General features: G+C 29.9%; 18 protein-coding genes and 2 tRNA genes. 9 read left to right on the top strand and 11 right to left on the bottom strand.

All coding sequences use genetic code 11. The features are described from left to right. Positions 1 to 37 precede the first annotated feature (37 nt). Complete coding sequence (locus Q0958_RS07645) at positions 38 to 1,186, top strand: HAMP domain-containing sensor histidine kinase (RefSeq protein WP_299121798.1); 1,149 nt, start codon at positions 38 to 40, stop codon at positions 1,184 to 1,186. 207 nt (positions 1,187 to 1,393) lie between these two features. On the opposite strand, the gene Q0958_RS07640 is transcribed toward Q0958_RS07645, so the two are convergent. Both Q0958_RS07640 and greA read right to left on the bottom strand, forming a co-directional pair. After that, on the bottom strand, positions 1,394 to 1,786 hold the full coding sequence (locus tag Q0958_RS07640; protein ID WP_299121796.1) for an HIT family protein: 393 nt from the start codon (positions 1,784 to 1,786) through the stop codon (positions 1,394 to 1,396). 84 nt (positions 1,787 to 1,870) lie between these two features. Next, positions 1,871 to 2,344, bottom strand: coding sequence for a transcription elongation factor GreA (gene greA, locus Q0958_RS07635; protein WP_235273342.1), 474 nt, complete (start codon positions 2,342 to 2,344; stop codon positions 1,871 to 1,873). A 107-nt stretch (positions 2,345 to 2,451) separates the two neighbouring features. Here greA and Q0958_RS07630 point away from each other — a divergent pair, with 107 nt between their 5' ends. The 5 genes from Q0958_RS07630 to Q0958_RS07610 all read left to right on the top strand — a co-directional run bounded on the left by Q0958_RS07630 (position 2,452) and on the right by Q0958_RS07610 (position 7,961). Further along, positions 2,452 to 2,862 (top strand): hypothetical protein, encoded by a 411-nt coding sequence (locus tag Q0958_RS07630; RefSeq protein WP_235273343.1) that lies wholly within the window; start codon positions 2,452 to 2,454, stop codon positions 2,860 to 2,862. 65 nt (positions 2,863 to 2,927) lie between these two features. After that, a complete protein-coding gene (locus Q0958_RS07625) occupies positions 2,928 to 4,085 on the top strand; it encodes a 5-(carboxyamino)imidazole ribonucleotide synthase (RefSeq protein ID WP_299121793.1) in 1,158 nt (385 codons plus the stop codon). Between the two features lie 2 nt (positions 4,086 to 4,087). After that, positions 4,088 to 4,567, top strand: a complete 480-nt coding sequence (gene purE / locus Q0958_RS07620) for a 5-(carboxyamino)imidazole ribonucleotide mutase (protein ID WP_150900529.1) — start codon at positions 4,088 to 4,090, stop codon at positions 4,565 to 4,567. An 81-nt stretch (positions 4,568 to 4,648) separates the two neighbouring features. Beyond that, on the top strand, positions 4,649 to 6,673 hold the full coding sequence (locus tag Q0958_RS07615; RefSeq protein ID WP_299121787.1) for a M3 family metallopeptidase: 2,025 nt from the start codon (positions 4,649 to 4,651) through the stop codon (positions 6,671 to 6,673). 64 nt (positions 6,674 to 6,737) lie between these two features. Then, positions 6,738 to 7,961 (top strand): carboxypeptidase-like regulatory domain-containing protein, encoded by a 1,224-nt coding sequence (locus tag Q0958_RS07610; RefSeq protein WP_299121785.1) that lies wholly within the window; start codon positions 6,738 to 6,740, stop codon positions 7,959 to 7,961. 35 nt (positions 7,962 to 7,996) lie between these two features. Here the strand turns inward: Q0958_RS07610 and Q0958_RS07605 are convergent, their stop codons facing one another. Together Q0958_RS07605 and Q0958_RS07600 are read right to left on the bottom strand one after the other, a co-directional pair. Continuing rightward, positions 7,997 to 10,642, bottom strand: a complete 2,646-nt coding sequence (locus Q0958_RS07605; protein ID WP_299121784.1) for a thrombospondin type 3 repeat-containing protein — start codon at positions 10,640 to 10,642, stop codon at positions 7,997 to 7,999. 32 nt (positions 10,643 to 10,674) lie between these two features. Further along, entirely contained in the window at positions 10,675 to 11,934 is a 1,260-nt protein-coding gene (locus tag Q0958_RS07600; RefSeq protein WP_299121782.1) for a glycosyltransferase, read from the bottom strand. 114 nt (positions 11,935 to 12,048) lie between these two features. Here Q0958_RS07600 and lpdA point away from each other — a divergent pair, with 114 nt between their 5' ends. Continuing rightward, positions 12,049 to 13,449, top strand: coding sequence for a dihydrolipoyl dehydrogenase (lpdA, locus tag Q0958_RS07595; protein WP_235273348.1), 1,401 nt, complete (start codon positions 12,049 to 12,051; stop codon positions 13,447 to 13,449). Between the two features lie 142 nt (positions 13,450 to 13,591). On the opposite strand, the gene Q0958_RS07590 is transcribed toward lpdA, so the two are convergent. From Q0958_RS07590 to Q0958_RS07560, 7 genes are all read right to left on the bottom strand, one after another. Beyond that, entirely contained in the window at positions 13,592 to 15,709 is a 2,118-nt protein-coding gene (locus Q0958_RS07590) for a peptidylprolyl isomerase (protein ID WP_299121779.1), read from the bottom strand. A gap of 111 nt (positions 15,710 to 15,820) precedes the next feature. Next, a complete protein-coding gene (locus Q0958_RS07585; RefSeq protein WP_299121777.1) occupies positions 15,821 to 17,113 on the bottom strand; it encodes a hemolysin family protein in 1,293 nt (430 codons plus the stop codon). Beyond that, complete coding sequence (locus Q0958_RS07580; protein ID WP_299121776.1) at positions 17,113 to 17,310, bottom strand: hypothetical protein; 198 nt, start codon at positions 17,308 to 17,310, stop codon at positions 17,113 to 17,115. The genes Q0958_RS07585 and Q0958_RS07580 overlap by 1 nt, the downstream gene beginning before the upstream one ends. Continuing rightward, the gene (gene lptC / locus Q0958_RS07575; protein WP_299121774.1) at positions 17,310 to 17,882 is read right to left on the bottom strand and encodes an LPS export ABC transporter periplasmic protein LptC; all 573 of its coding nucleotides are present in this window, start codon (positions 17,880 to 17,882) and stop codon (positions 17,310 to 17,312) included. Before lptC ends, Q0958_RS07580 begins: the two co-directional genes overlap by 1 nt. Before the next feature lie 9 nt (positions 17,883 to 17,891). Further along, positions 17,892 to 19,202, bottom strand: a complete 1,311-nt coding sequence (locus Q0958_RS07570) for a hypothetical protein (RefSeq protein ID WP_299121772.1) — start codon at positions 19,200 to 19,202, stop codon at positions 17,892 to 17,894. Positions 19,203 to 19,218: 16 nt separating this feature from the next. Beyond that, positions 19,219 to 20,487, bottom strand: a complete 1,269-nt coding sequence (locus Q0958_RS07565) for a hypothetical protein (protein WP_299121770.1) — start codon at positions 20,485 to 20,487, stop codon at positions 19,219 to 19,221. Then, positions 20,480 to 21,211, bottom strand: a complete 732-nt coding sequence (locus Q0958_RS07560) for a type III pantothenate kinase (protein WP_299121768.1) — start codon at positions 21,209 to 21,211, stop codon at positions 20,480 to 20,482. The genes Q0958_RS07565 and Q0958_RS07560 overlap by 8 nt, the downstream gene beginning before the upstream one ends. 108 nt (positions 21,212 to 21,319) lie before the next feature. Here Q0958_RS07560 and Q0958_RS07555 point away from each other — a divergent pair. Together Q0958_RS07555 and Q0958_RS07550 are read left to right on the top strand one after the other, a co-directional pair. Next, a tRNA-Phe gene (locus tag Q0958_RS07555) sits at positions 21,320 to 21,392 on the top strand. A 62-nt stretch (positions 21,393 to 21,454) separates the two neighbouring features. Then, positions 21,455 to 21,527 (top strand) — tRNA-Phe (locus Q0958_RS07550).

The following is a 21,527-nucleotide window of genomic DNA, read 5'->3' as shown; positions in this document are numbered from 1 at the left end:
AATTAAGTTATTATACAGAATAGTTTATATTTGACTAATGACTTTTTTTAAGAATACTTATTGGGTTAAACGGATTGCCATTTTTATATCCCTTTTAATCGTTTCATTTATTTTGTGGAACACTTATATCTTCTTTCAAAAATTTAAAGAAGAAGAGCGAGGTAAAATTGAAATCTATGCAACTGCTATTAAAGAACTTGCCTCTAATCCTGATTTGAATGACAATACAAATCTTATAAATAAAGTTTACGAGACTATTGAAGATATCCCTACTATTCTAGTTAATAAAGATGGAAGTATCAATTTATATAGAAATTTAGATTCTATAAAATCTAAAAACCCTAAGTACTTACAAAAGCAATTAACTATAATGAAAAGTCAAAATGATCCAATAGTTATTGAATACTTTGGCTTTACACAATATCTTTATTATAGAAACTCAGATTTATTATACAAACTTAAGTACTATCCGTTAGCTTTACTTCTTATTTTAGGGCTTTTCTTAACCATTATTTACATGGTTTATAAATCGAGTAAAGTAGCTGAACAAAATAAACTTTGGACTGGTATGGCCAAAGAAACTGCTCATCAAATAGGAACGCCTTTATCTTCTTTATTAGGTTGGATTGCTATTTTACGCACAGAAAATGTTGATGAAGATTATATTATAGAAATAGAAAAAGATGTTGATCGCTTAAGTACTATTGCTAATCGTTTTTCAAAAATTGGTTCTTTACCAAAATTAACAGCACATAATATTGTTTCAACTACTGAAACTGCTTTTAATTACTTACGTTCAAGAAGCTCTAAACAAATTAATTTCACTTTTTCTTCAAATAAAGACGAAATTATAACTCAGTTAAATGCTGAATTATATGGTTGGGTTATAGAAAACTTAGTAAAAAATGCTATCGATGCAATGCAGGGAAAAGGTAGTATTTCATTAGAAATAAAAGGTACTAATAAACTTGTAAAAATTATAGTATCAGATTCGGGAAAAGGAATCCAAAAATCACAATTTAAACAAATATTTAAGCCGGGGTTTACAACTAAAAAGCGTGGTTGGGGATTAGGGCTATCTCTTTCTAAACGAATTATAGAAGACTACCATAACGGGAAAATATCGGTTCTAAAATCAGAAATAGGAAAAGGTACTACTTTTGAAATTCAATTAAATAAAATGTAGTTTATTCTTAAGCTTCTTTATTTATTCTTTTCTTTTGAAGTAATCCAAGTAAAATTCCAGCTAATATCCATATAGGTAATGATATTAAAACCTTTTTTGTTGTTATTGACTCTTCAGTAAAAAAGGAAAAATAAAGTTTATCATTATAAATATTATTCCTCCTCTAATTAAATCAGTTTTCACTCACTTTTTCATGAGCTTTTATAACTATTCAAAATTACTTGAAATACCTTCAGCTAGTTCTACAAACTCTTCCTTAGATAATTTTACTTTTTCTATAAACTGAATATCACTCATGGCATTTAATGGAATTAAATGTACATGTACATGAGGAACTTCTAAACCAATTACACTCATTCCAACACGTTTACATGGTATTGTTTTTTCAATCGCTTTTGCTACTCGATAAGAAAAAGACATCAATCCATCATACTCTTCTTTAGATAAGTCGAATAACTTGTTTTCTTCTCTTTTAGGAATTACTAGGGTATGCCCTTTAGCATTTGGATTTATATCTAAAAAAGCAAAATAATTTTCATCCTCTGCTATTTTATATGATGGAATTTCTCCTGATACTATCTTTGTAAAAATACTAGCCATAATTTTATATTTTGTATGCTTGTAAAAATAAAAAAAGTGCTGCAAAGGCAACACTTTAATTTAGAATAATATTTTCAGAAAAGATTAACGAGAAATCTCCATAATTTCAAATTTCATAATTCCATTAGGTACTTTAATCTCAGCTATTTCTCCTACTTTTTTACCTAATAATCCTTTACCAATTGGTGAATTTACAGATAACTTACCATTTCTTACGTCAGTTTCAGAATCGGCAACTAAAGTATAAGAGAACTCCATACCGTTAGCTGTATTTTTAATTTTAACAACAGAGTGTATCAATATTTTAGAAGTATCTAATTGGCTCTCATCAATAACACGTGCACTAGCTACTACGTTTTTTAATTTAGCTATCTTAAATTCTAACAAAGATTGCTCTTCTTTAGCTGCATGATACTCTGCATTCTCACTTAAATCACCTTTATCACGAGCATCTGCAATTTCTTGAGACACACGCGGTCTTTCAACTTGCTCTAAATGAGCTAGCTCTTCTTTTAATTTTTTTAATCCTTCTTCAGTATAATATGATACTCCACTCATAACTTATAAATTTAAAAATCTCACACCGATAGGAATGAGATTGTATAACAAATGTACAAAATATTTGTAAATTCGTAGCGTTACATTTACAACTCTATTTAAAAACAATGAAAAAATTATTTTATCTATTTATTCTCTTAATTAGCTTAGGCTGTAGCGATAATACGCCAGTAAACAATTGTTTTAATGGAGTAACTATAAATTCTATAATCGATTTAACACTACCTGAATTTCAAGGTCTATTAGTTCCTAGTGGAAGTTCTCAAAACATAATTCAAGGTAGGAATGTTTATATTTTTAGAACAGGAAATACTGGTTATAGAGCTTTTGATAGGCAATGTCCAGAAGCTACCTGTAATTCACTAATGACATTTGATGGTATTCATATTAAATGTCCTTGTGATGATAAAAAATACAATTACTTAGCAGGTGGAGCTCCAATAGATAACTCTGGTTGTAATGCTTTAATGTATTTTGTTACACAAATTAACAGCACACAGTTAAGAATATCTCGTTAATTCTATTTGTACTATTATTAAGATTCTTATTTTTGCGTTAACAACAACACAATAAAATATTTATCTTGAAAAATTATTTTTCTTCAGATTTTAAATTGGGCGTTCTTGGTGGCGGTCAATTAGGAAGGATGCTGCTTTCCGAAACTCAAAAATTTGATATTTACACAGCTATTTTAGACTCCAATAAAGAGGCTCCTTGTGCTAGAATTTGTAATGAATTTCATCAAGGAGATTTATTAGATTTTGATACCGTTTATAATTTTGGAAAAAAAGTAGATGCTTTAACCATTGAAATTGAAAATGTAAATATTGATGCCCTTGACAAACTTGAAGCAGAAGGTTTAACTATTTATCCCAAACCATCTAACTTAAGAATTATTCAAAGTAAAGCACGCCAAAAAACTTTTTACACAGACAACAACATACCTACTGCTAGTTTTTCGCATTATGCTTTTTTAGAAGAGTTAAAACATTCTTACGAAAACAACATTATTGAATTCCCTTTTGTATGGAAAGCTGCTCGTTTTGGTTATGATGGAAATGGAGTGAAAGTAGTTCGTAATTATGATGATTTACAGTCATTACCAGATGGTGAATGTATTGCCGAAAAATTAATTCCTTTTAAAAATGAATTGGCAGTAATTGTTGCTCGAAATTCCGATGGTGAAACAAGTACTTATCCTGTAGTGGAAATGGAATTTCATCCAGAGGCAAATCAAGTAGAATATGTAATTTGTCCTGCAAGAATTGATAACAACATAGCCGAAAAAGCTCAAGAAGTTGCTTTAAAAGTAGCTAATGCTTTTGAATTCGTTGGTTTACTTGCTGTAGAAATGTTTTTAACTGAAAATGACGAAATTTTAGTTAACGAAGTCGCTCCTAGAACGCATAATTCTGGACATTACTCTATTGAAGCTAGTTATACAAATCAGTTCGAACAACATTTAAGAAGTATCTTAAATCTTCCTTTAGGAAACACAGAAAGTAAAGTTGCTGGTATTATGGTTAACTTAGTTGGTGCTGAAGGTTACACAGGAGAAGTTGTGTATGAAAACATTGAAGACATTTTAAAAATAGATGGTGTGACTCCACATATATATGGAAAGAAAATTACCAAACCTTTTCGTAAAATGGGGCATGTAACTATTGTAAATGAAAATATAAATAAAGCGAGAGAAATCGCTCAACAAGTAAAAGAAACTATAAAAGTAATTAGCAAATAATTATGGTAGGAATTATAATGGGAAGTGATTCAGATCTTCCAATCATGCAAGAAGCAATTGATATTTTAGAAAGTTTTGATATCCAAATAGAAGTAGATATTGTTTCTGCTCATAGAACTCCAGAAAAATTAGTTGACTATTCAAAAAATGCACATTCACGAGGAATAAAAGTAATTATTGCAGGAGCTGGAGGAGCTGCTCATTTACCTGGAATGGTAGCAAGTATGAGCCCTTTACCTGTTATTGGTGTTCCAGTAAAAAGTAGAAACTCAATTGATGGATGGGATTCTGTTTTATCAATCTTACAAATGCCTGGTGGTGTACCTGTAGCTACTGTAGCTCTTGATGGTGCTAAAAATGCAGGGATTTTAGCAGCACAAATTATTGGAGCTTCTGATAAATGTGTATTAGATAAAATTATAGCCTACAAGGAAGGCTTAAAACTTAAAGTTGAAAAAGCTTCTGAAAGAGTAAAAAAATAAGTAATTTAGTACAGTACATATATAGAAACCTCACAGATATTAGATTTGTGAGGTTTCCTTAATTATTAAAATGAATTTTTCATGACAAAAAATCCGCTATTACAAGATTTTAATACAGCTCCTTTTTCTAAAATAAATACAGATCATTATAAACCTGCTATTAAAAAAGCTATTGAATTAGCTAGAGATGAAATTAATGCAATTGCTGAAAACCCAGAAAAAGCTACTTTTCAAAACACTACTGAGGCCTTAGATTATACTGGTGAAAAATTAGATAGAGTTACTTCTATTTTCTTTAATTTAAATTCAGCTGAAACCAACACTGCTATTCAAGAAATAGCTAAAAATATTTCTCCTTGGTTAAGTGAATTCAAGAATGATATGATTTTAAATGAAACTTTATTTAATAGAGTAAAAGTAATTTATGATCAAAAAGACTCTTTAGTTTTATCTCCAGAGCAAACTATGTTATTAGAAAAACAGTACAAAGGTTTTTCTAGAAATGGTGCTAATTTAAACGAAGAAGAAAAAACAGAATTGCGAAAATTAGATGCTGAACTTGCCAAGTTATCTTTACAATTTGGTGAAAATGTACTGGCTGAAACCAATGCTTTTGAAATGCATTTAATAAATGAAGAGGATGTTAAAGGATTACCTGAAAGTGCAAAAGAAGCTGCTAAAGAATTAGCCAAATCAAAAGAAAAAGAAGGATGGCTTATTACATTAGACTATCCTAGTTACATTCCTTTTATGACCTATGCTGACAATAGAGAACTCAGAAAAAAGTTAGCTATTGCAATGGGAAAAAAAGGGTTTCAAAAAAATGATTTCAACAACGAAGAAATTGTTTTAAAAATAGTAACTCTTCGACACAAGCGAGCTAACTTATTAGGCTATAAAACTCATGCACACTTTGTTTTGGAAGAACGAATGGCTGAAAGTCCTGAAAAAGTACTAAACTTTTTAAATGAATTATTAGAAAAAGCAAAACCAGCCGCTAAAAAGGAATTTGAAAACTTAGAAACCTATGCTAAAAAATTAGATAATATTGATCAACTTCAAAAGTGGGACTCAGCCTATTATTCAGAAAAATTAAAAAAAGAATTATTTAGTTTAGACCAAGAATTACTAAAACCTTATTTCAAATTAGAAAATGTAATTGATGGAGTTTTTGAAATCTCAGGTAAATTATTCGATTTACAATTTGAAGAAATCGATTCTATTGATAAATACCATGAGGATGTAAAAACCTATGCTGTATCCGATTCTAAAGGAAATTTCATTTCTCACCTTTATGCTGATTTCCATCCTAGACCAGGAAAAAGAAATGGAGCTTGGATGACCTCATACAAATCGCAACAAATCAAAAAAGGAGTTAACGAAAGACCACAAGTTTCTATTGTTTGTAATTTTACTAAACCAACAGAAACCAAGCCTTCATTATTAACTTTTAATGAAGTTACTACGCTATTTCATGAATTTGGTCATGCTTTACATGGAATGTTAGCCAATACTACTTATAATAGCTTATCTGGAACGTCAGTTTCTTGGGATTTTGTAGAATTACCTAGTCAAGTTTTAGAAAACTGGTGTTACGAAAAAGAAGCTTTAGAATTGTTTGCAAAACACTATGAAACAGGAGAAACTATTCCTATGGAATATGTTACTAAAATTAAAGAATCTGCTAGCTTTCATGAAGGTATGCAAACCTTACGTCAATTAAGTTTTGGTTTATTAGATATGAGTTGGCATGGAGGAGCTTCGCCTCAAAATATTTCTTCGGTAAAAGACTTTGAAACAAAAGCGTTTTCTGAAACTCAATTACACCCTAATGTTGCCGAAAATTGTATGAGTACTGCTTTTTCTCATATTTTTCAAGGAGGTTATTCTGCAGGTTATTATTCTTATAAATGGGCAGAAGTTTTAGATGCCGATGCTTTTGAATATTTCTTAGAAAAAGGAATTTTCAATAAAGAAGTCGCTGATAAATTTAAAGACAACGTACTTTCTAAAGGAGGTACAGAAAAACCTATGGATTTATATGTGCGTTTTAGAGGAAAAGAACCTAAGCCTGATGCATTATTAAAACGAGCTGGGTTGATTTAACACTAAATAACATTACTTCTTTTTAAAGAAAAAATAAGTCCCTATTTTTATAAAAATTTATTTTATGAAAAAGGGATTTATTCTTTACTGTCTATTTACTTTTATTTCAATTTATAGTTTTTCTCAAACTAAAATTTCAGGAAAAATTATTTCCAATGAAAATGAAAATATAGAAGGGGCTTCTGTGTACCTTAACAACACTACAATTGGAACTATTACCAATAGTAATGGTGAGTTTCAATTAAAAGCTCCTAAAGGAAACTATACACTTGTTATTTCTTTCTTAGGATATAAAGTTGAACAAATTCCTATTACTACTTCAAAAATTCCTATTTCTCTAAATATTACTCTTAAACAAGAAGACACTTTGTTAAATGAAGTTATTGTTCATAAAACTAAATATGATGATGAATGGAAATATAATTTAATTCGGTTTAAAGAAACATTTTTAGGAAGAACGTCTCTAGCTGAACAATGTGTAATTCAAAATCCTAAAACACTTCATTTTGAATACAATAGAAAAACAAATAGTTTAACTGCATTTGCTAAAGAACCTTTAAAGATAAAACATAAAGGTCTTGGATATTTAATCACTTACGATTTAGTTCACTTTGAAATAAAAGGTAAACAATTATTTTTTAGTGGATACGCACGTTATGAAAACTTAAAAAAATCTATTAAAAAGAAATGGAAACAAAATAGATTAAAAGCTTACAACGGTTCTCGTATGCATTTTTTAAGAAGTTTGCTTGCTCAAAACTTAAAAAATGAGGGTTTTCTCATAAACCAATTTAAACGTGTTTTAAATCCTGAAAGACCTTCTGAAGAAAAAATAAAAATGGCTCGTGAATTCATTAGGCTACATAACAAAAACATTAATTTTTCAAAAAGAATAACAACTCCAAAAACACCACTGGATAGTGCTTTGGTTACCCTTAGAAAAAGTCGACTAACAAAATACAAAGATTATTTATACAAAAGAGATGTTCCTTACAAAGACATGATTGAATATATTGAAAACAATCCTTTTTTAAACTTTGAAAACTACCTTTCAATTACCTATACTAAAGAATCTGAAGAAGATAAATATTTGATTGGTATGTTTGGGAGACGTAAAAAAGCTTCTGGAGTACAAACATCAAACATTGTTTTATTAGAGAAAAAATCTCAAATTGAAAATTATGGAATATTATTAAATCCGCATTCAATTTTCAATGAAGGATATTGGGCTTTCGAATCTTTTGCTAATATGCTTCCTTTAAATTATCAACCTCAAAAAAAACAATAATTCCTTATTATTAATATCTCTAATAATACAAATTCTTAAATCTTTAAAATTTTAATTGACTTTGAATTCTCTATTCCTAATTTTAAAATGTATGTTCCTGAATTATAGTTTTCAAACGGAATAATTAATATATTTCCATTCACTTTTATTAATTTGTCAAATATCATTTTTCCTGAAAGATCATACACTACAGCATTCACATTACTTTTACCTAAATTGTTTGGCAATAATAATTCTATGTATTTTGTAATTGGGTTCTTTTTTAAAAAAACTCCGTCTGTAATCATTTTAAATGTTCCTTCACATTCCTTATTGGTTTTAACTTCTAACATTCCACTTTCCTTTACATGAACATTAAATATTTTATCGTTAAATGTCCCCAATAAACCTCCATTAAAATATACATTATATGGAGCCGTTCCACTAGCAATATTTACAGTATACTCCCTTAAAACCTGTTTCTTCCCTATTTTTAGAGAAATTAAAGCTGCTGATTTAATATTAACCTCAAAACATTGTGTATAATTTCTTTCATCTACAAAAACACAAACTTCATAACTACCTGGACTTAATCCCTCAAATAAAGCCGTTTTTTCTAAACCAGTTATTTTTTTTGTTTCAAAAACACCTTTTCCATTAAGTGTTACTGTATAGTTTACAAATATTTCTTTAATATTTATCATTATCTTACCATCAGATTGCCCTTGACAAGACTCCGAAATATATTCTAAACTAATATTTCCCTGAGCTTCATAACTCGTATCACATAAATCTCCTATACCATTACTATTGGTATCTGTTTGTTTTGGATTTTTGGTTGTAGGGCAATTATCTTTAGCGTCAAAAATACCATCTCCATCTGAATCATCACAAACATCCCCTATACCATCATTATCAATGTCAGATTGATCCATATTTGCGGTTGTAGGACAATTATCTTTAGCATCAGAAATACCATCTCCATCTGAATCATCACAAACATCCCCTATGCCATCATTATCAATATCAGATTGATCCATATTTGCGATTGTAGGACAATTATCTTCAGCATCAGAAATACCATCTCCATCTGAATCATCACAAACATCCCCTATACCATCATTATCAATGTCAGATTGATTCATATTTGCGGTTGTAGGACAATTATCTTTAGCGTCAAAAACACCATCTCCATCTGAATCATCACAAACATCCCCTATACCATCATTATCAATGTCAGATTGATCCGCATTTGCAGTTTTTGGGCAGTTATCATTATTATTCAGAATACCATCTAAATCATCATCTCTATCTATAATTAGATGTGAGCATGATAATATATTAGTTAATTGTAATGTTTTAATTGGGCTAATACTAACTAATGAAACCGATGAATTATCTCTCCAATCATATATTTTAACCTGGTCTTCATTATTTACATTCCAAAAGTTATTCTTTGCATCTATTCCTATACTCCCTGCTTCATTTTGATTATATATTTCATAGTTTACTAAATTTGTAATATTATTTGAATTAATCTTTACTCTTACATTAGTTAAACTAAAAGTTTGTGATGCTTTATTTTGATTAATTGTATTATTTTCAATTTTATAATCATCTAAAAAGGCAGTACTTCCTTTTAAGTTAATTATAGATCTATTGCTTGATGCCTCATTATTGATAATACTATTGTTTTTAATCTCAATATTTGTTGAATATGAAACTATATAATAAAAATCAATTAAATGCCCTAACCCTGATGAATTATCTATTATTAAGTTATTTTTTATCTTTACGGTATAGGGATTATACCCATTTTCAAAGTACATTAATCTTGTATTATACCCTTTATTTTCTTTCATTAAATTACATTCAATATTTATATCAAAGCCTCCATCTATGGATATAAAATTATTGTTTGTATTATCTCTATTTTTATAAATTTTATTATTAGTTAAAAATATACTTCCACTACCACTTCCTCCTGCTGAATATACATATACAATTTGTCCAATATTATTCGAAATTGTATTATTCTTTATATTAATTATACCATTTCCTGCTTTAGGAATTTTAATCCCTCCCGATAGATTGTTACTTATATTAGAATCTAACACCTGGATATCATAATTATACATATAATTTGGATACATAATTCCAGCTCCTTGATTTAATAAAATTGTACATTTTTTTATTATTGGATCTGATTCCTTTATATAAATTCCATCAGATTTACTCCCTTTTAAAAGGTTATTTTCAATATGAGGTCTAGATTTATCTATAAATAACATACCATTATTCAAACTCCCTCCATATCTAAATTCACAATTTTTAATAATAGAACCCTCTATATATTTATCACCATTATATACAGCTTTTTTTGAACTTTTTGTTAAACGAATATGTCCCCAATACTCATTCTTCTTTTCTGAAGTAAAAACTATAGGAGAATTAACTGTTCCCTCTGCTATAAACTCACCATTAACTTGAATTATAACATTTTTTTCTAATTTAATTACCACTCCTGGCTCTATCATTAATCGAGTTCCACTATTTATTAAAAGATCTCCTTTAATTATATATGGAGAAGATTCGATTTTCCAATTAACATCATCTGTTATTATCCCTCCATTAATATATGTTTGAGAATATATTTTAAAAAAAGAAACTAATAGAATAATTAGGGTAACATGTTTTTTCATAACAAAAAATTTAAAGCAAAATTTGTACAAATTTAGTTTTTATTTTCATCAATTTTCTTAAAACGGATGCTTTTTTCTTCAATCCACTTACTCATATATTTTGTGGCATGAAGTGTTTGGTGTTGTAATAAGCTTCCTAAAAAATTATGTGTACGATGAGTATTTAAATTCTCTTGAAGTTCTTCGATTCGATTTAGAAAAAGAAAACCTATGTTTTCTTTATCATAAATTTGGTTTATAATTTCTATTCCTTTTTTCTGAGATTCGTCCCATACTTTTTTGTCTGAGTAAAGCAATACTGCTTTATTAGAAAATTCATCTAAATCTGATTCAACAAAACCGTTCCATGGCAAATCTTCATGCATACCTTCTGCTCCGATTAAAGTAGTTACAGATGGTGTTCCAGTAATCATAGCTTCCGTTAGCTTTCCTTTGATACCTGCTCCAAAACGAATAGGTGCTAAAACTACTTTAGAATTACTAATTACATCAATTGCATTATCTGCAAAACCTTTTACTAAAAAACCTTCTTGTGGTTTATTTAATTGCTTTATTTGTTGTGTTGCATATGCCCCATAAATATGCATCTCTGCTTTAGGTAATTGTTTTCTTATCTTTTTCCAAACATGTTTTTTTAATTCTAAAACTGTATCTACATTTGGCGCATGAAAGTAGTTACCTATAAAAACAAAATGGTTTCTTTCTTCAAAAGACTTCCAGTCGTTTATTTTATTATCATCTATTCTATCTAATAAAAACGGAAGGTGATATAATAAACGTTCATCTATTTTAAAAACCTCTTTAAGTAATTTCATTTCATAGCTCGAAATAATTAAAGTTAAATCGCATCGTAAGATAGATGCAATCTCTCGTTTAGCATCATCAGAATTTAACAATGCATTTGTAGAAAACTCTTCTCCTTTTTTTAACTGTTTTTGACGTGTTTTACGCAAGAAATGTAAGTCTTCTGTATCTAAAACACGTAAAGATTTTGGGCTATTTTCTGCTACACGCCAACCAAATTGTTCTTCCATCATAAACCTATCGAACATAACAATGTCTGGTTGTAAACCTTCTATGAATTCATCAAAAGAAGAAGAATTTAGCTTAATAGAAACTTCTTCAACTCCTAAATTTGTTAACTCAATTGAATTTTCGGTTTTTTGAGCGGGACTTCCAAAAAGAATTTTATAATCTTGATTTTTAAAAACCTCTATAAGCTGTAGCATTCTATTCCCAGCTCCCGTGGTTTTTTCTACCCAAACATACCCAATTATTAAAAGTGTTTTCATATAATTTTCAAAGGTAAAACAAATAGAATAAAACAAATCTAAAAACCTTTATTGCAAGTCAGTTAGATTGTGTAATTTTGTAGTTATAATTCTGAAATACAAAATATAAAACAGATGAAATACGATTTAATCGTTATTGGTTCTGGACCAGGTGGATATATTGCTGCCATCAGAGCTTCTCAATTAGGTTCTAAAGTTGCTATTATTGAAAAATACTCAACTTTAGGTGGTACATGTTTAAATGTTGGGTGTATTCCTTCTAAAGCATTATTAGACTCTTCTCACCATTATTATGACGCTATAAAACATTTTGACGAACACGGAATTTCTGTTGAAAATCCTACGTTTGACTTTGGTAAAATGGTTGCTCGTAAAGCTAATGTTGTAGAGACTACTACTGGAGGAATCAAATATTTAATGGATAAAAATAATATTGATGTTTACGAAGGTTTAGGTTCTTTTGAGGATGCTACTCACGTAAAAGTTAGTAAAAATGATGGTACTTCAGAAGTTATTGAAGGTACAAATATCATTATTGCTACTGGTTCTAAACCATCTACGTTACCTTTTATTTCTATTGATAAAGAACGTGTAATTACTTCTACTGAAGCTTTAAAATTAAAAGAAGTTCCAAAACATTTATTAGTTATTGGTGGTGGAGTTATTGGATTAGAGTTAGGTTCTGTTTATAAACGCTTAGGTGCTGATGTAACAGTTATCGAATATGCTCCAACAATTACTCCTACTATGGATAAAGATGTTTCTAAAGAGCTTACTAAAGTTTTAAAGAAACAAGGAATGAAATTTAATACAAGTCACGGTGTTACTTCTGTTGAAAGAAATGGTGATGAAGTTGTTGTAAAAGCAACTAACAAAAAAGGAGAAGAAGTTACATTTACTGGTGATTACTGTTTAGTATCTGTTGGACGTAGACCATACACTGAAGGTTTAGCTTTAGATAAAGCTGGTGTAAAAGTTACTGAAAGAGGTATGGTTGAAGTAAATGACCATTTACAAACAAACGTTTCTAATATTTATGCTATTGGTGATGTAGTACGCGGTGCTATGTTAGCTCATAAAGCAGAAGAAGAAGGTGTTGTTGTTGCTGAGTATTTAGCTGGGCAAAAGCCTCATATTGATTATAATTTAATTCCTGGTATTGTATATACTTGGCCAGAAGTTGCCGCTGTTGGTAAAACTGAACAAGAATTAAAAGATGCTGGTGTTGAATATAAAGCTGGTAAATTCTCAATGCGTGCTTTAGGACGTTCTCGTGCTAGTGGTGACATTGATGGGTTTGTAAAAGTTTTAGCTGATAAAAATACGGATGAAGTATTAGGTGTTCACATGGTTGGAGCTCGTGTAGCTGATTTAATTATGGAAGCTGCCGTTGCTATGGAGTTTAGAGCTTCTGCTGAAGATTTAGCTCGTATTTGTCATGGACATCCAACGTATTCTGAAGCAGTAAAAGAAGCTGCTAAAGCTGCTTGGGATGGTAAACCATTAAACGCTTAATAAAAAGCTTTAAAACATATTTAAAAAGCAATCTCAAATGAGATTGCTTTTTTGTTCATACTATGGAGAGTTTTTATCTATATGATAATATAAAAAAGCCGAACGAATATCGTTCGGCTTTTTATAATCTATTTTCTTATCCTTATTGAATTCCGTAAAATGAACTCATGTTATCTTCAATATTTGAAGCTTTTTTAACAGCTTCATACATTTGGAATGTTTTATTCTTTCTTTCGTTAGCTAAACGCTTTCTGTAAGTATCGTAATTAGGTAAAGCAGTTGGTAACTCTCTAGACTCAACTTCAAAAGCAAAAACTCCTTTGTCTCCTGATACATTCTTAATTACTTGCTTTTCTTTAGCATTTAACATTGCTCCTACAACTTTAGGCTCATAACCTACACCTGCTAATGTTGGTGAATTTAAATTAACGTCTGCTGCATTTCTTACTATTACATTTACAGACTTAGCCATTTCAGCTAATGTAGCACCGCTAATTTTATCTTCTATCATTTTAGCTTTTCTTTCGTTCATTAAAATTGGACGAACTCTTGAAATTGCTTTATCTACTGGCATTAAACCTTTTTCAGTTATTCCTGTTAAAACTGCTACTACATATCCTCCTTCTACATCAAAACGCTTAAAGCTTCCTTCATTTACATCATTTCCAAAAGACCAAGTAATAATTTCTCTTTCATTACCTATTCCTGGAACAGTTTCATCTAAAGATTTTAATCCAACAGCTGGAGAAGATGTTAAATTTTTCTCTTTTGCTACTTCATCAAATTCTTTACCATTTGCCAATTCTAAAGCAAAAGTTTCTGCATCTTGGAAAATTGCATTTTCTGTTGCCTCTGAAGCCTCTATTTTACGTCCAAATGTTACTAACTTAACAACTGGTTGAAAGTTCTTTTGACCATCAATTTTAATAACGTGGAAACCAAATGGAGATTGTACTACTCCCATATCACCTTCTTTTCCTTCAAAAACAAAGTCTCTAAAGCTAGGTACCATTCTGTTATAGCTAAACCAATCGTAAAAACCACCTTTATCTGCTGATCCTTTATCAGAAGACATTTCTTTAGCTAAATCTGCAAACTTAGACTTATTAGCCTTAACTACTGTTAATAAACTATCTGCAGTTTTCTTAGCTTCTTCTTCTGTTTGAGTAACATTTGCATCTGCACTTGTAGCTCCAACAAAAGGAATTAATATATGACTTGCTTGTGCTGAATCTGGTAATTGAGTAACCTTAGATATTTTTGAAATCTTAAAATAATCAGCATCTTTATATGGTCCGAAAACATCTCCTTCTTTACCGTTAAAAATTTCTTCAGCAATAACTTGTGGTACTTGTACTTTAAATTTATAGTTATCATCTAAGGCGATATCTGAATCATTCTCATCTAAGAACTCTACATAGTCAGTAGCGTTTTTTAATCCCTTAATTACAACTCCTCTGTTATCAGAATCGTTAATTAATTTAGCTACTTCTTCTTTAGTTGCTGCTTCATCTCCTTCAGTTGGTTTAATATCAAACTTTACAAAGTTAATATCTCTTGAAGCTTCAACTTGAAAATCATCTTCATGTTTTTTGATGTAATTTTCAACATCACTCTTTTTAAGTACAACTAAACTATCTGCTATTGTAGTGTATGGTACATAAACAAATTTAGCATTAACTTTAGTGTTTTCAATTAAATATTGAGCCTCACCTTCTTTTAAAGAAGCTCCTAAACCTGCAGCTACTAAATTGTCGTAAGTTGTTTTCTCAATATTATTTTTTAAAGAAACCATATAGTTTTGCCAAGCTTTCCATTCTGCGCCATCTGCATCTTTAATAGTTGCTAAAAATTCTTTTAATTTATTTTTATCGAATAATCCAGAAGTTTGAAATCTAGGGTCATTCTGTAATGCTGGAGAATCATAAAGAGCAGTCATAATATCTTCGTCTCCTACAGTAATACCAGCTTCTTCTAATTGAGTTTGATAAATTTTTTGTCTGATTAAGTTATTCCAAACAGTTTTTGCTGCTTGCATTTCAGAAACTCTATTTCCAGTTTGTGCTTTGTATGCATCTAAAGCTTCGGCAAATTCTTGGCGCGATATAGTTTCACCATTCACTTCCCCTACTTCATTTACTTTACTTGCATTAAAAAAATCTGATATTGTAGATGGGTCTAAAACAAATGCAAAAAGTGCTAAACCAATTACAAGAATTAAGAACATTGAGCGTTCTCTAATTTTCGATAAAATTGCCATAAGTAGTTTATTTTATTAACAGTGTGCGAAAATACAATTTCACATTAAATAATGCAATGTTTTTTTTAGCTGTTTTTGAGGTAGTTTGCTGCTTGAAGCATAAATTTCTATCTACTCTTCTTTATCGAGGACTTTCAAATAAATAGTATCAATTTTAGTAGCACTGGCATTTAATATTTTTATTTGGAATCTATCTACTTCTAAAATTTCTTCTTGTTTCGGTATAGTTTCTGTATAATTTATAATAAAACCTCCTAAAGTTTCATAAGCTTCTTCTTTAGGTATATTTAAATCATATTCTTCATTTAAATAATCAACTTCTAACCTTGCTGATAAATTAAACTCTTCTTCACTTATTCTTTCTTCTAACAATTCTTGATTGTCATGTTCATCTTCAATTTCTCCAAATAATTCTTCAACAATATCTTCTACAGTTATAATTCCAGATGTTCCTCCATACTCATCAACAACTACAGCAATACTCTTTCGTTTCTTCATCAAACTATTCAAAACATCGTTTATAATCATTGATTCTGGAACAAACTCAACTGGCAACAATATTGATTTGATTGCTCTAGGTTTTTTAAATAATTCGAAAGCGTTTACATATCCTAAAATATCGTCTAAAGAATTCTTATAAACCAAAATTTTAGATAATCCCGTTGATATAAACATTTTCTTAAGGTTGCTCACAGATTCATGTATATCTACTGCCATGATTTCTGTTCGAGGTACCATAATTTCTCTTGCTTTTACTTTATGAAACTCTAAAGCATTTTGAAAAATTTGAATTTCTGAATCAACCACTCCTTCTTCATTCCCTCCATCTAATTGTTCTGAAATATAATTTCCTAATTCTTCCTTACTAAACTCTGTTTGAATTGCATCTTCTTTTGTTTTGAAAAATACACGTAAAAAGAAATCAGAAATTTTTGTGATTACCCAAGTTATTCCATAAAAAATTAAATAGAAAATATAGGCTGGTATTACGAATATCTTTAGCATTTCATTTGCATAAATTCTAAAAATAGCCTTAGGTAAAAACTCTGCTGTAACAAGTATTACAACAGTAGATATAATTGTTTGTGTTAGTAAACTTAAATCGTCTAGTAAATAATTTATAAACGATATGTTTGTAGGTAATATCGATTGAAACCACGTCATTAACAACTGCCCCATAAAATAACTATAAATTACCAAAGCAACATTATTTCCTACTAGCATAGTAGTAATAAACTTAGATGACTTTCTAGTTAATTTTGCTAAAATTTTAGGCAAAAAACCTTCTCTCTTTTTCTCTAGCTCAATATGTAGTTTATTGGCAGAAATAAAAGCTATTTCCATACCTGAAAAAAAGGCTGAAAACAATATAGAAGCTAAAATTATAATGATTTCAATCTGCATTAACGCTGTTGGTTTCTATTTTCTATTTTTCTTCTAAAATGTCTTTTAAAGAAGAAAATTAAGGTAATAAAGATAGCTAATCCAAACATAATAAGTGCGGCTTCTTTATCTGAACTCCATTTTAAAATTCCATCTATTAAAAAAATTACCCCAACAACAAGGTATCCATATTGTAAATATTTCCAAAGTGTGTTCATTATATTTCTTTTTGATTTGCCTCTACGTCTCCTGTAATGTCTTTAGCTATCCATTTGGTTAAGTCTTCTTTTGACTCAAATCCAAATCCATTAATTACACTTTTGGGAGTTGTTAATCTAAACCCGTCTTCTGTAAAAAAATAGTGTTCTTTTTGATCCCAAAATAGCTGATTGGTTTCTAATATTGAATTCTCCGTATGGTTTGTAATCACTACATTTCCTTTAATTTCAGAAACTTTCGTTTTACTATAAGTTAAAGCGTAATTTCCAGTGATAGTTATAGAATCTTTTCCATTCTTACTTATTGACACTATTTTTATTCCTTTTGGAAACTCGTTATACGGATGTTTATCTCTATTAGAAAAATCGTAAAAAACAGGAGCTTTTGTTTTTGAAGTTATTTTTCCAGAGTCTTTATGTATGTGATAAATATTCTTAGCTGTCCCCATTGGTAAGTTTTTGTCAGCTAAAAAATCACGCACTTCTTTTTTTGTATTTGTGCAAGAAAAAAACATTGCTACCAAACAAATGGCAGCAATGCTATTATATATATTTACTAAAAATGATTTCATTTAAATCTTTTAAGGAACACGCACAGTTTCGCCTATCCAACATCCAATTTTATGACTAGCTCCAGATGCAATTCCTTTTTGAAAAATTAATTTCTTAGATGGTACATTTTTCTTATAACTAGAAATATATCTTCCAGCTCCACATCCTGGATCAACTCTTTTAGCTTTTAACGCTTTGTTTAAAGCTGCTACGTATACCATTCTCTTTTCAAACTCATCACTACCACAAGAATTAGCACTTTTTTGGTATAAACTAGCTATGAACAAGTAAGCTTTCCCCATATTTGGATTGTACTTTAATGCTTCATAAGCTAATGCTCTAGCTCTACTTCCGCTTGCACTTTGAGCCTCTCTTAATTTATATTTTGCTTTCTTAAATGGATCAGTTTCTAAGTCAAATGCTTTCTTTCTCATTTCAGCAGCTCCACTCTTATCTCCATTTTTAGCTAAAACTCCCGCTAAGAAATTGTATGCGTCTGCTGATTGTGTCGCTTCTGCATAAGCATTTGCTAATTTTTCGAATAATGGATCTGATTGACATCCTTTGTTGTACATTCTTGATACAGCTCTCTTTAACCAAACACCATCTGCTTTATTAGCTTCAAAATCTCTAGTATAAATAGGTATCAATCTCTCACAAGTTGCTAATTTAGATATCATTCCATCTAATCCTCCTTCAACTTTACCTAGAGCAGATGAGTTCATAGTATAAGCTCTCAATAACTTTTTCTCTTTGGCTCCTATAGTCCCCATCGAATCTTTTTCTTGTAAAGCCGGTATTTTCTTACTGTAAACATCTAATTTCTCTTGTACAGATTCCATTACATCATCGTATGTATCAAATACTACTTGAGGATTTGTATCTTTATTCTCTTCCGTTACAGCTTTAAAATATCTGAAGATATTTCTCACCCCCATATCTTTTGGTGAAATTTTATATGCTTTCTTTAAAATCTCATAAACCTCAGCATCTGAAGCCAATTTATTTTTAATTAAATAAGTAGCATAATCACTATGAGCTTTAGCAGCACCTTTTGTTGGAAAATTTATCAGCCTTGTTTCATATACTCTTTTTGCTAAAGCTGGATCTTTTAATTTATCCGCTACTTTTGCCCCATATTTATATATATTAACCGATAGTTTAGGACAATTTGTTAATAAATATTCTAAGCTAGGCTTCGCCTGAGTATACTTTTTGGTTGTAGCATCTCCTTTAAAAAGATTATATTTAATATTACATTCTTGACTTGCCTGCGCTTTAACACCATTTACGGCTACAAACAAAAATAATCCTGTAAGTAAATACGTAAGTTTTTTCATCATTTATCAGTTTTTATTAATCTATTTGTCGTTTTTTAAACCAGTTAACATCGTTCAAAGATAAACTTAATCTTATATTAAAGTAATTTTCTTTTATAAGATTATTATTCGTTGTACCTTTTTGTCCATATTCAAATCCTAAATTTAAATTAGATAGTTGTCCCGGCAATGGCAATCCTAAACCAACATTTATGCCAAAGTCTTTAATTGAAGTAAAATTATTATTCGTTTGTACTTGAAGTCCTGTATCTTCGATGCGAACACCTGCTCTATATACTACTCTATCCCAATAACTAGATATTGAATTAATTTTTGGTATATAATAACCTCCCAACGAGAACTTACTTGAATTACCATATTTATATGCTCCTCCATTAGCTACAATTTGGCTTGTAGTAGTTATTGCTCTTTGAAATTTTTGATTAACTCCAACATACCATTTACTACTTTTCCCTAGCCCAAATCCAAAGACTGTTTTTAAAGGAACAGTAACATTTCCTTCTACTTCTCTATCATGACTAATTCTTCCTATAATTTCTTGTCCTGTAGAACTGAATGTTAATGAGTACATTTTTTCATTTCCACCACTTGATAAATTTGAGTTAAGAGTAAGGGAAACACCAGAATATAAATTTAACTTATTCTTTAACTCTTTCTTATATTGAGCTCCAAACTTAAATTGTCCTCCTCTTAAACGAACAACCTCTTCTTGTTTTGTAGCAAAAGACACATTAGCTCTTTGATTCAATACATTATTTTTTAAGTTCCCAAATATAAATCCAGCTTCAAAACCTAAAGACAAGCCTTTAGCCACATAAATACCATAACCTGCATATATTTTACTAGCACCACCTTCACCTTTAAAAGAGGTTTTATTATCTGGGTTCTTATCATCTACTAACGAATATCCAACAGATGAAAAAGGCTGTAATCCTATAGATATTCCCGCTTTTTTCCCTACAGGAAAACCTAAAGAGAGGTATCTTAAATTCGTAGAATTTCCAGTTTGTGACTTAGCTTGTTCTTTTACTGTTAGTAAACTTAAACTTCCTCCAATGGCATATGTTGCAGCTCTTAAATCTGCAATAGATGCTGGATTGGTAAAATTTAAACGATGTGTATCTTTTAAAGCAACTCCAATCCCTCCCATAGAGGCTTGCTCTACAGTTACTGCTTCAAAACTTTCACCTATTCCAAAATAAGAGTATGGTGACGCACTATTTCTTTGTGCTGCTATTGTTATTGTACTTAATAAAAGTACCCCTGATAATAATCTCTTAATCATTCGCTATATTGTATGTCAAAATAGTATGTAACCCTTCCAAAACAAAATTTGGATGGGCAAATATGCCACTTTTTAATTGTTTAGCCAAGAAATATGTATCTCCTCCTGTTAAAACTACTGTTAAATCTTGATACTCATCTTCATATTGCTTAATAACTCCACTTATTTCATTACAAATTCCATTGACAATACCTGAATGTATTGAGGTATTTGTATCCTTACCTATAAATTTTTCCACTTTACTAGGTTTTAATAACGGTAATTTAGAAGTGAAATTATGTAAAGCTTTGTATCTCATATTAATCCCTGGAGATATAGCTCCTCCTAAATATTCTTTTTTAGAATTGATAAAATCGAAAGTAATGCATGTACCTGCATCAATAACTAATACATTTTTTTTAGGATACCTTTTAATAGCAGCCGATGCCAAGGCTATTCTATCTACTCCTAAAGTCTTTGGTGTACGATAAAGATTAAAAAACGGGACTTTAGTTTCATTATCTAAAAAAATAGGATCTAATAATTCGACTATTTTATCCCTATCTGAGTTCGTAAAATTGGCTACAGAAGATATAATAGACGCTGAAATTTTAAAATTTGAAATAATTTTTTTCAATTCTGAAATAATTTTTTCTTTTTCAAAAACAAATACTTCTTTCAACGTATTTGTTTCAAAAACAGCAACTTTAACCCTAGTATTTCCTACATCAATAATCAAATTCATATCTATAATTCTTAGATTTCAAATTTACGTTACATTTTTTTAAAACAATTACTTTGTATAATTAAAAAACCATTGTATATTTGCATCCGCTTAACGAAAGTAGCAACTGGTGCCTTAGCTCAGTTGGTAGAGCAAAGGACTGAAAATCCTTGTGTCCCTGGTTCGATTCCTGGAGGCACCACTATTTAAATTTTAACTTTAGTTATAATTTTTATACGTTTGTTACTTCAATAAGCTTTAACTGGTGCCTTAGCTCAGTTGGTAGAGCAAAGGACTGAAAATCCTTGTGTCCCTGGTTCGATTCCTGGAGGCACCA

Origin of the sequence: uncultured Tenacibaculum sp., assembly GCF_947499065.1 — a bacterium.
Lineage (GTDB): Bacteria > Bacteroidota > Bacteroidia > Flavobacteriales > Flavobacteriaceae > Polaribacter.
Note: the sequence above shows the minus strand (reverse complement) of the source record. Positions and strands in the feature narration are given on the sequence as shown.

Bases quoted from the DNA above. Each gene is read 5' to 3' on its own strand.
- Q0958_RS07560 (WP_299121768.1), bottom strand. From the start codon at position 21,211: ATGAATTTGATTATTGATGTAGGAAATACTAGGGTTAAAGTTGCTGTT.
- Q0958_RS07580 (WP_299121776.1), bottom strand. From the start codon at position 17,310: ATGAACACACTTTGGAAATATTTACAATATGGATACCTTGTTGTTGGG.
- Q0958_RS07570 (WP_299121772.1), bottom strand. From the start codon at position 19,202: ATGAAAAAACTTACGTATTTACTTACAGGATTATTTTTGTTTGTAGCC.
- lptC (WP_299121774.1), bottom strand. From the start codon at position 17,882: ATGAAATCATTTTTAGTAAATATATATAATAGCATTGCTGCCATTTGT.
- greA (WP_235273342.1), bottom strand. From the start codon at position 2,344: ATGAGTGGAGTATCATATTATACTGAAGAAGGATTAAAAAAATTAAAA.
- Q0958_RS07610 (WP_299121785.1), top strand. From the start codon at position 6,738: ATGAAAAAGGGATTTATTCTTTACTGTCTATTTACTTTTATTTCAATT.
- Q0958_RS07565 (WP_299121770.1), bottom strand. From the start codon at position 20,487: ATGATTAAGAGATTATTATCAGGGGTACTTTTATTAAGTACAATAACA.
- Q0958_RS07645 (WP_299121798.1), top strand. From the start codon at position 38: ATGACTTTTTTTAAGAATACTTATTGGGTTAAACGGATTGCCATTTTT.
- Q0958_RS07640 (WP_299121796.1), bottom strand. From the start codon at position 1,786: ATGGCTAGTATTTTTACAAAGATAGTATCAGGAGAAATTCCATCATAT.
- Q0958_RS07590 (WP_299121779.1), bottom strand. From the start codon at position 15,709: ATGGCAATTTTATCGAAAATTAGAGAACGCTCAATGTTCTTAATTCTT.
- Q0958_RS07600 (WP_299121782.1), bottom strand. From the start codon at position 11,934: ATGAAAACACTTTTAATAATTGGGTATGTTTGGGTAGAAAAAACCACG.
- lpdA (WP_235273348.1), top strand. From the start codon at position 12,049: ATGAAATACGATTTAATCGTTATTGGTTCTGGACCAGGTGGATATATT.
- purE (WP_150900529.1), top strand. From the start codon at position 4,088: ATGGTAGGAATTATAATGGGAAGTGATTCAGATCTTCCAATCATGCAA.
- Q0958_RS07585 (WP_299121777.1), bottom strand. From the start codon at position 17,113: ATGCAGATTGAAATCATTATAATTTTAGCTTCTATATTGTTTTCAGCC.
- Q0958_RS07605 (WP_299121784.1), bottom strand. From the start codon at position 10,642: ATGAAAAAACATGTTACCCTAATTATTCTATTAGTTTCTTTTTTTAAA.
- Q0958_RS07630 (WP_235273343.1), top strand. From the start codon at position 2,452: ATGAAAAAATTATTTTATCTATTTATTCTCTTAATTAGCTTAGGCTGT.
- Q0958_RS07615 (WP_299121787.1), top strand. From the start codon at position 4,649: ATGACAAAAAATCCGCTATTACAAGATTTTAATACAGCTCCTTTTTCT.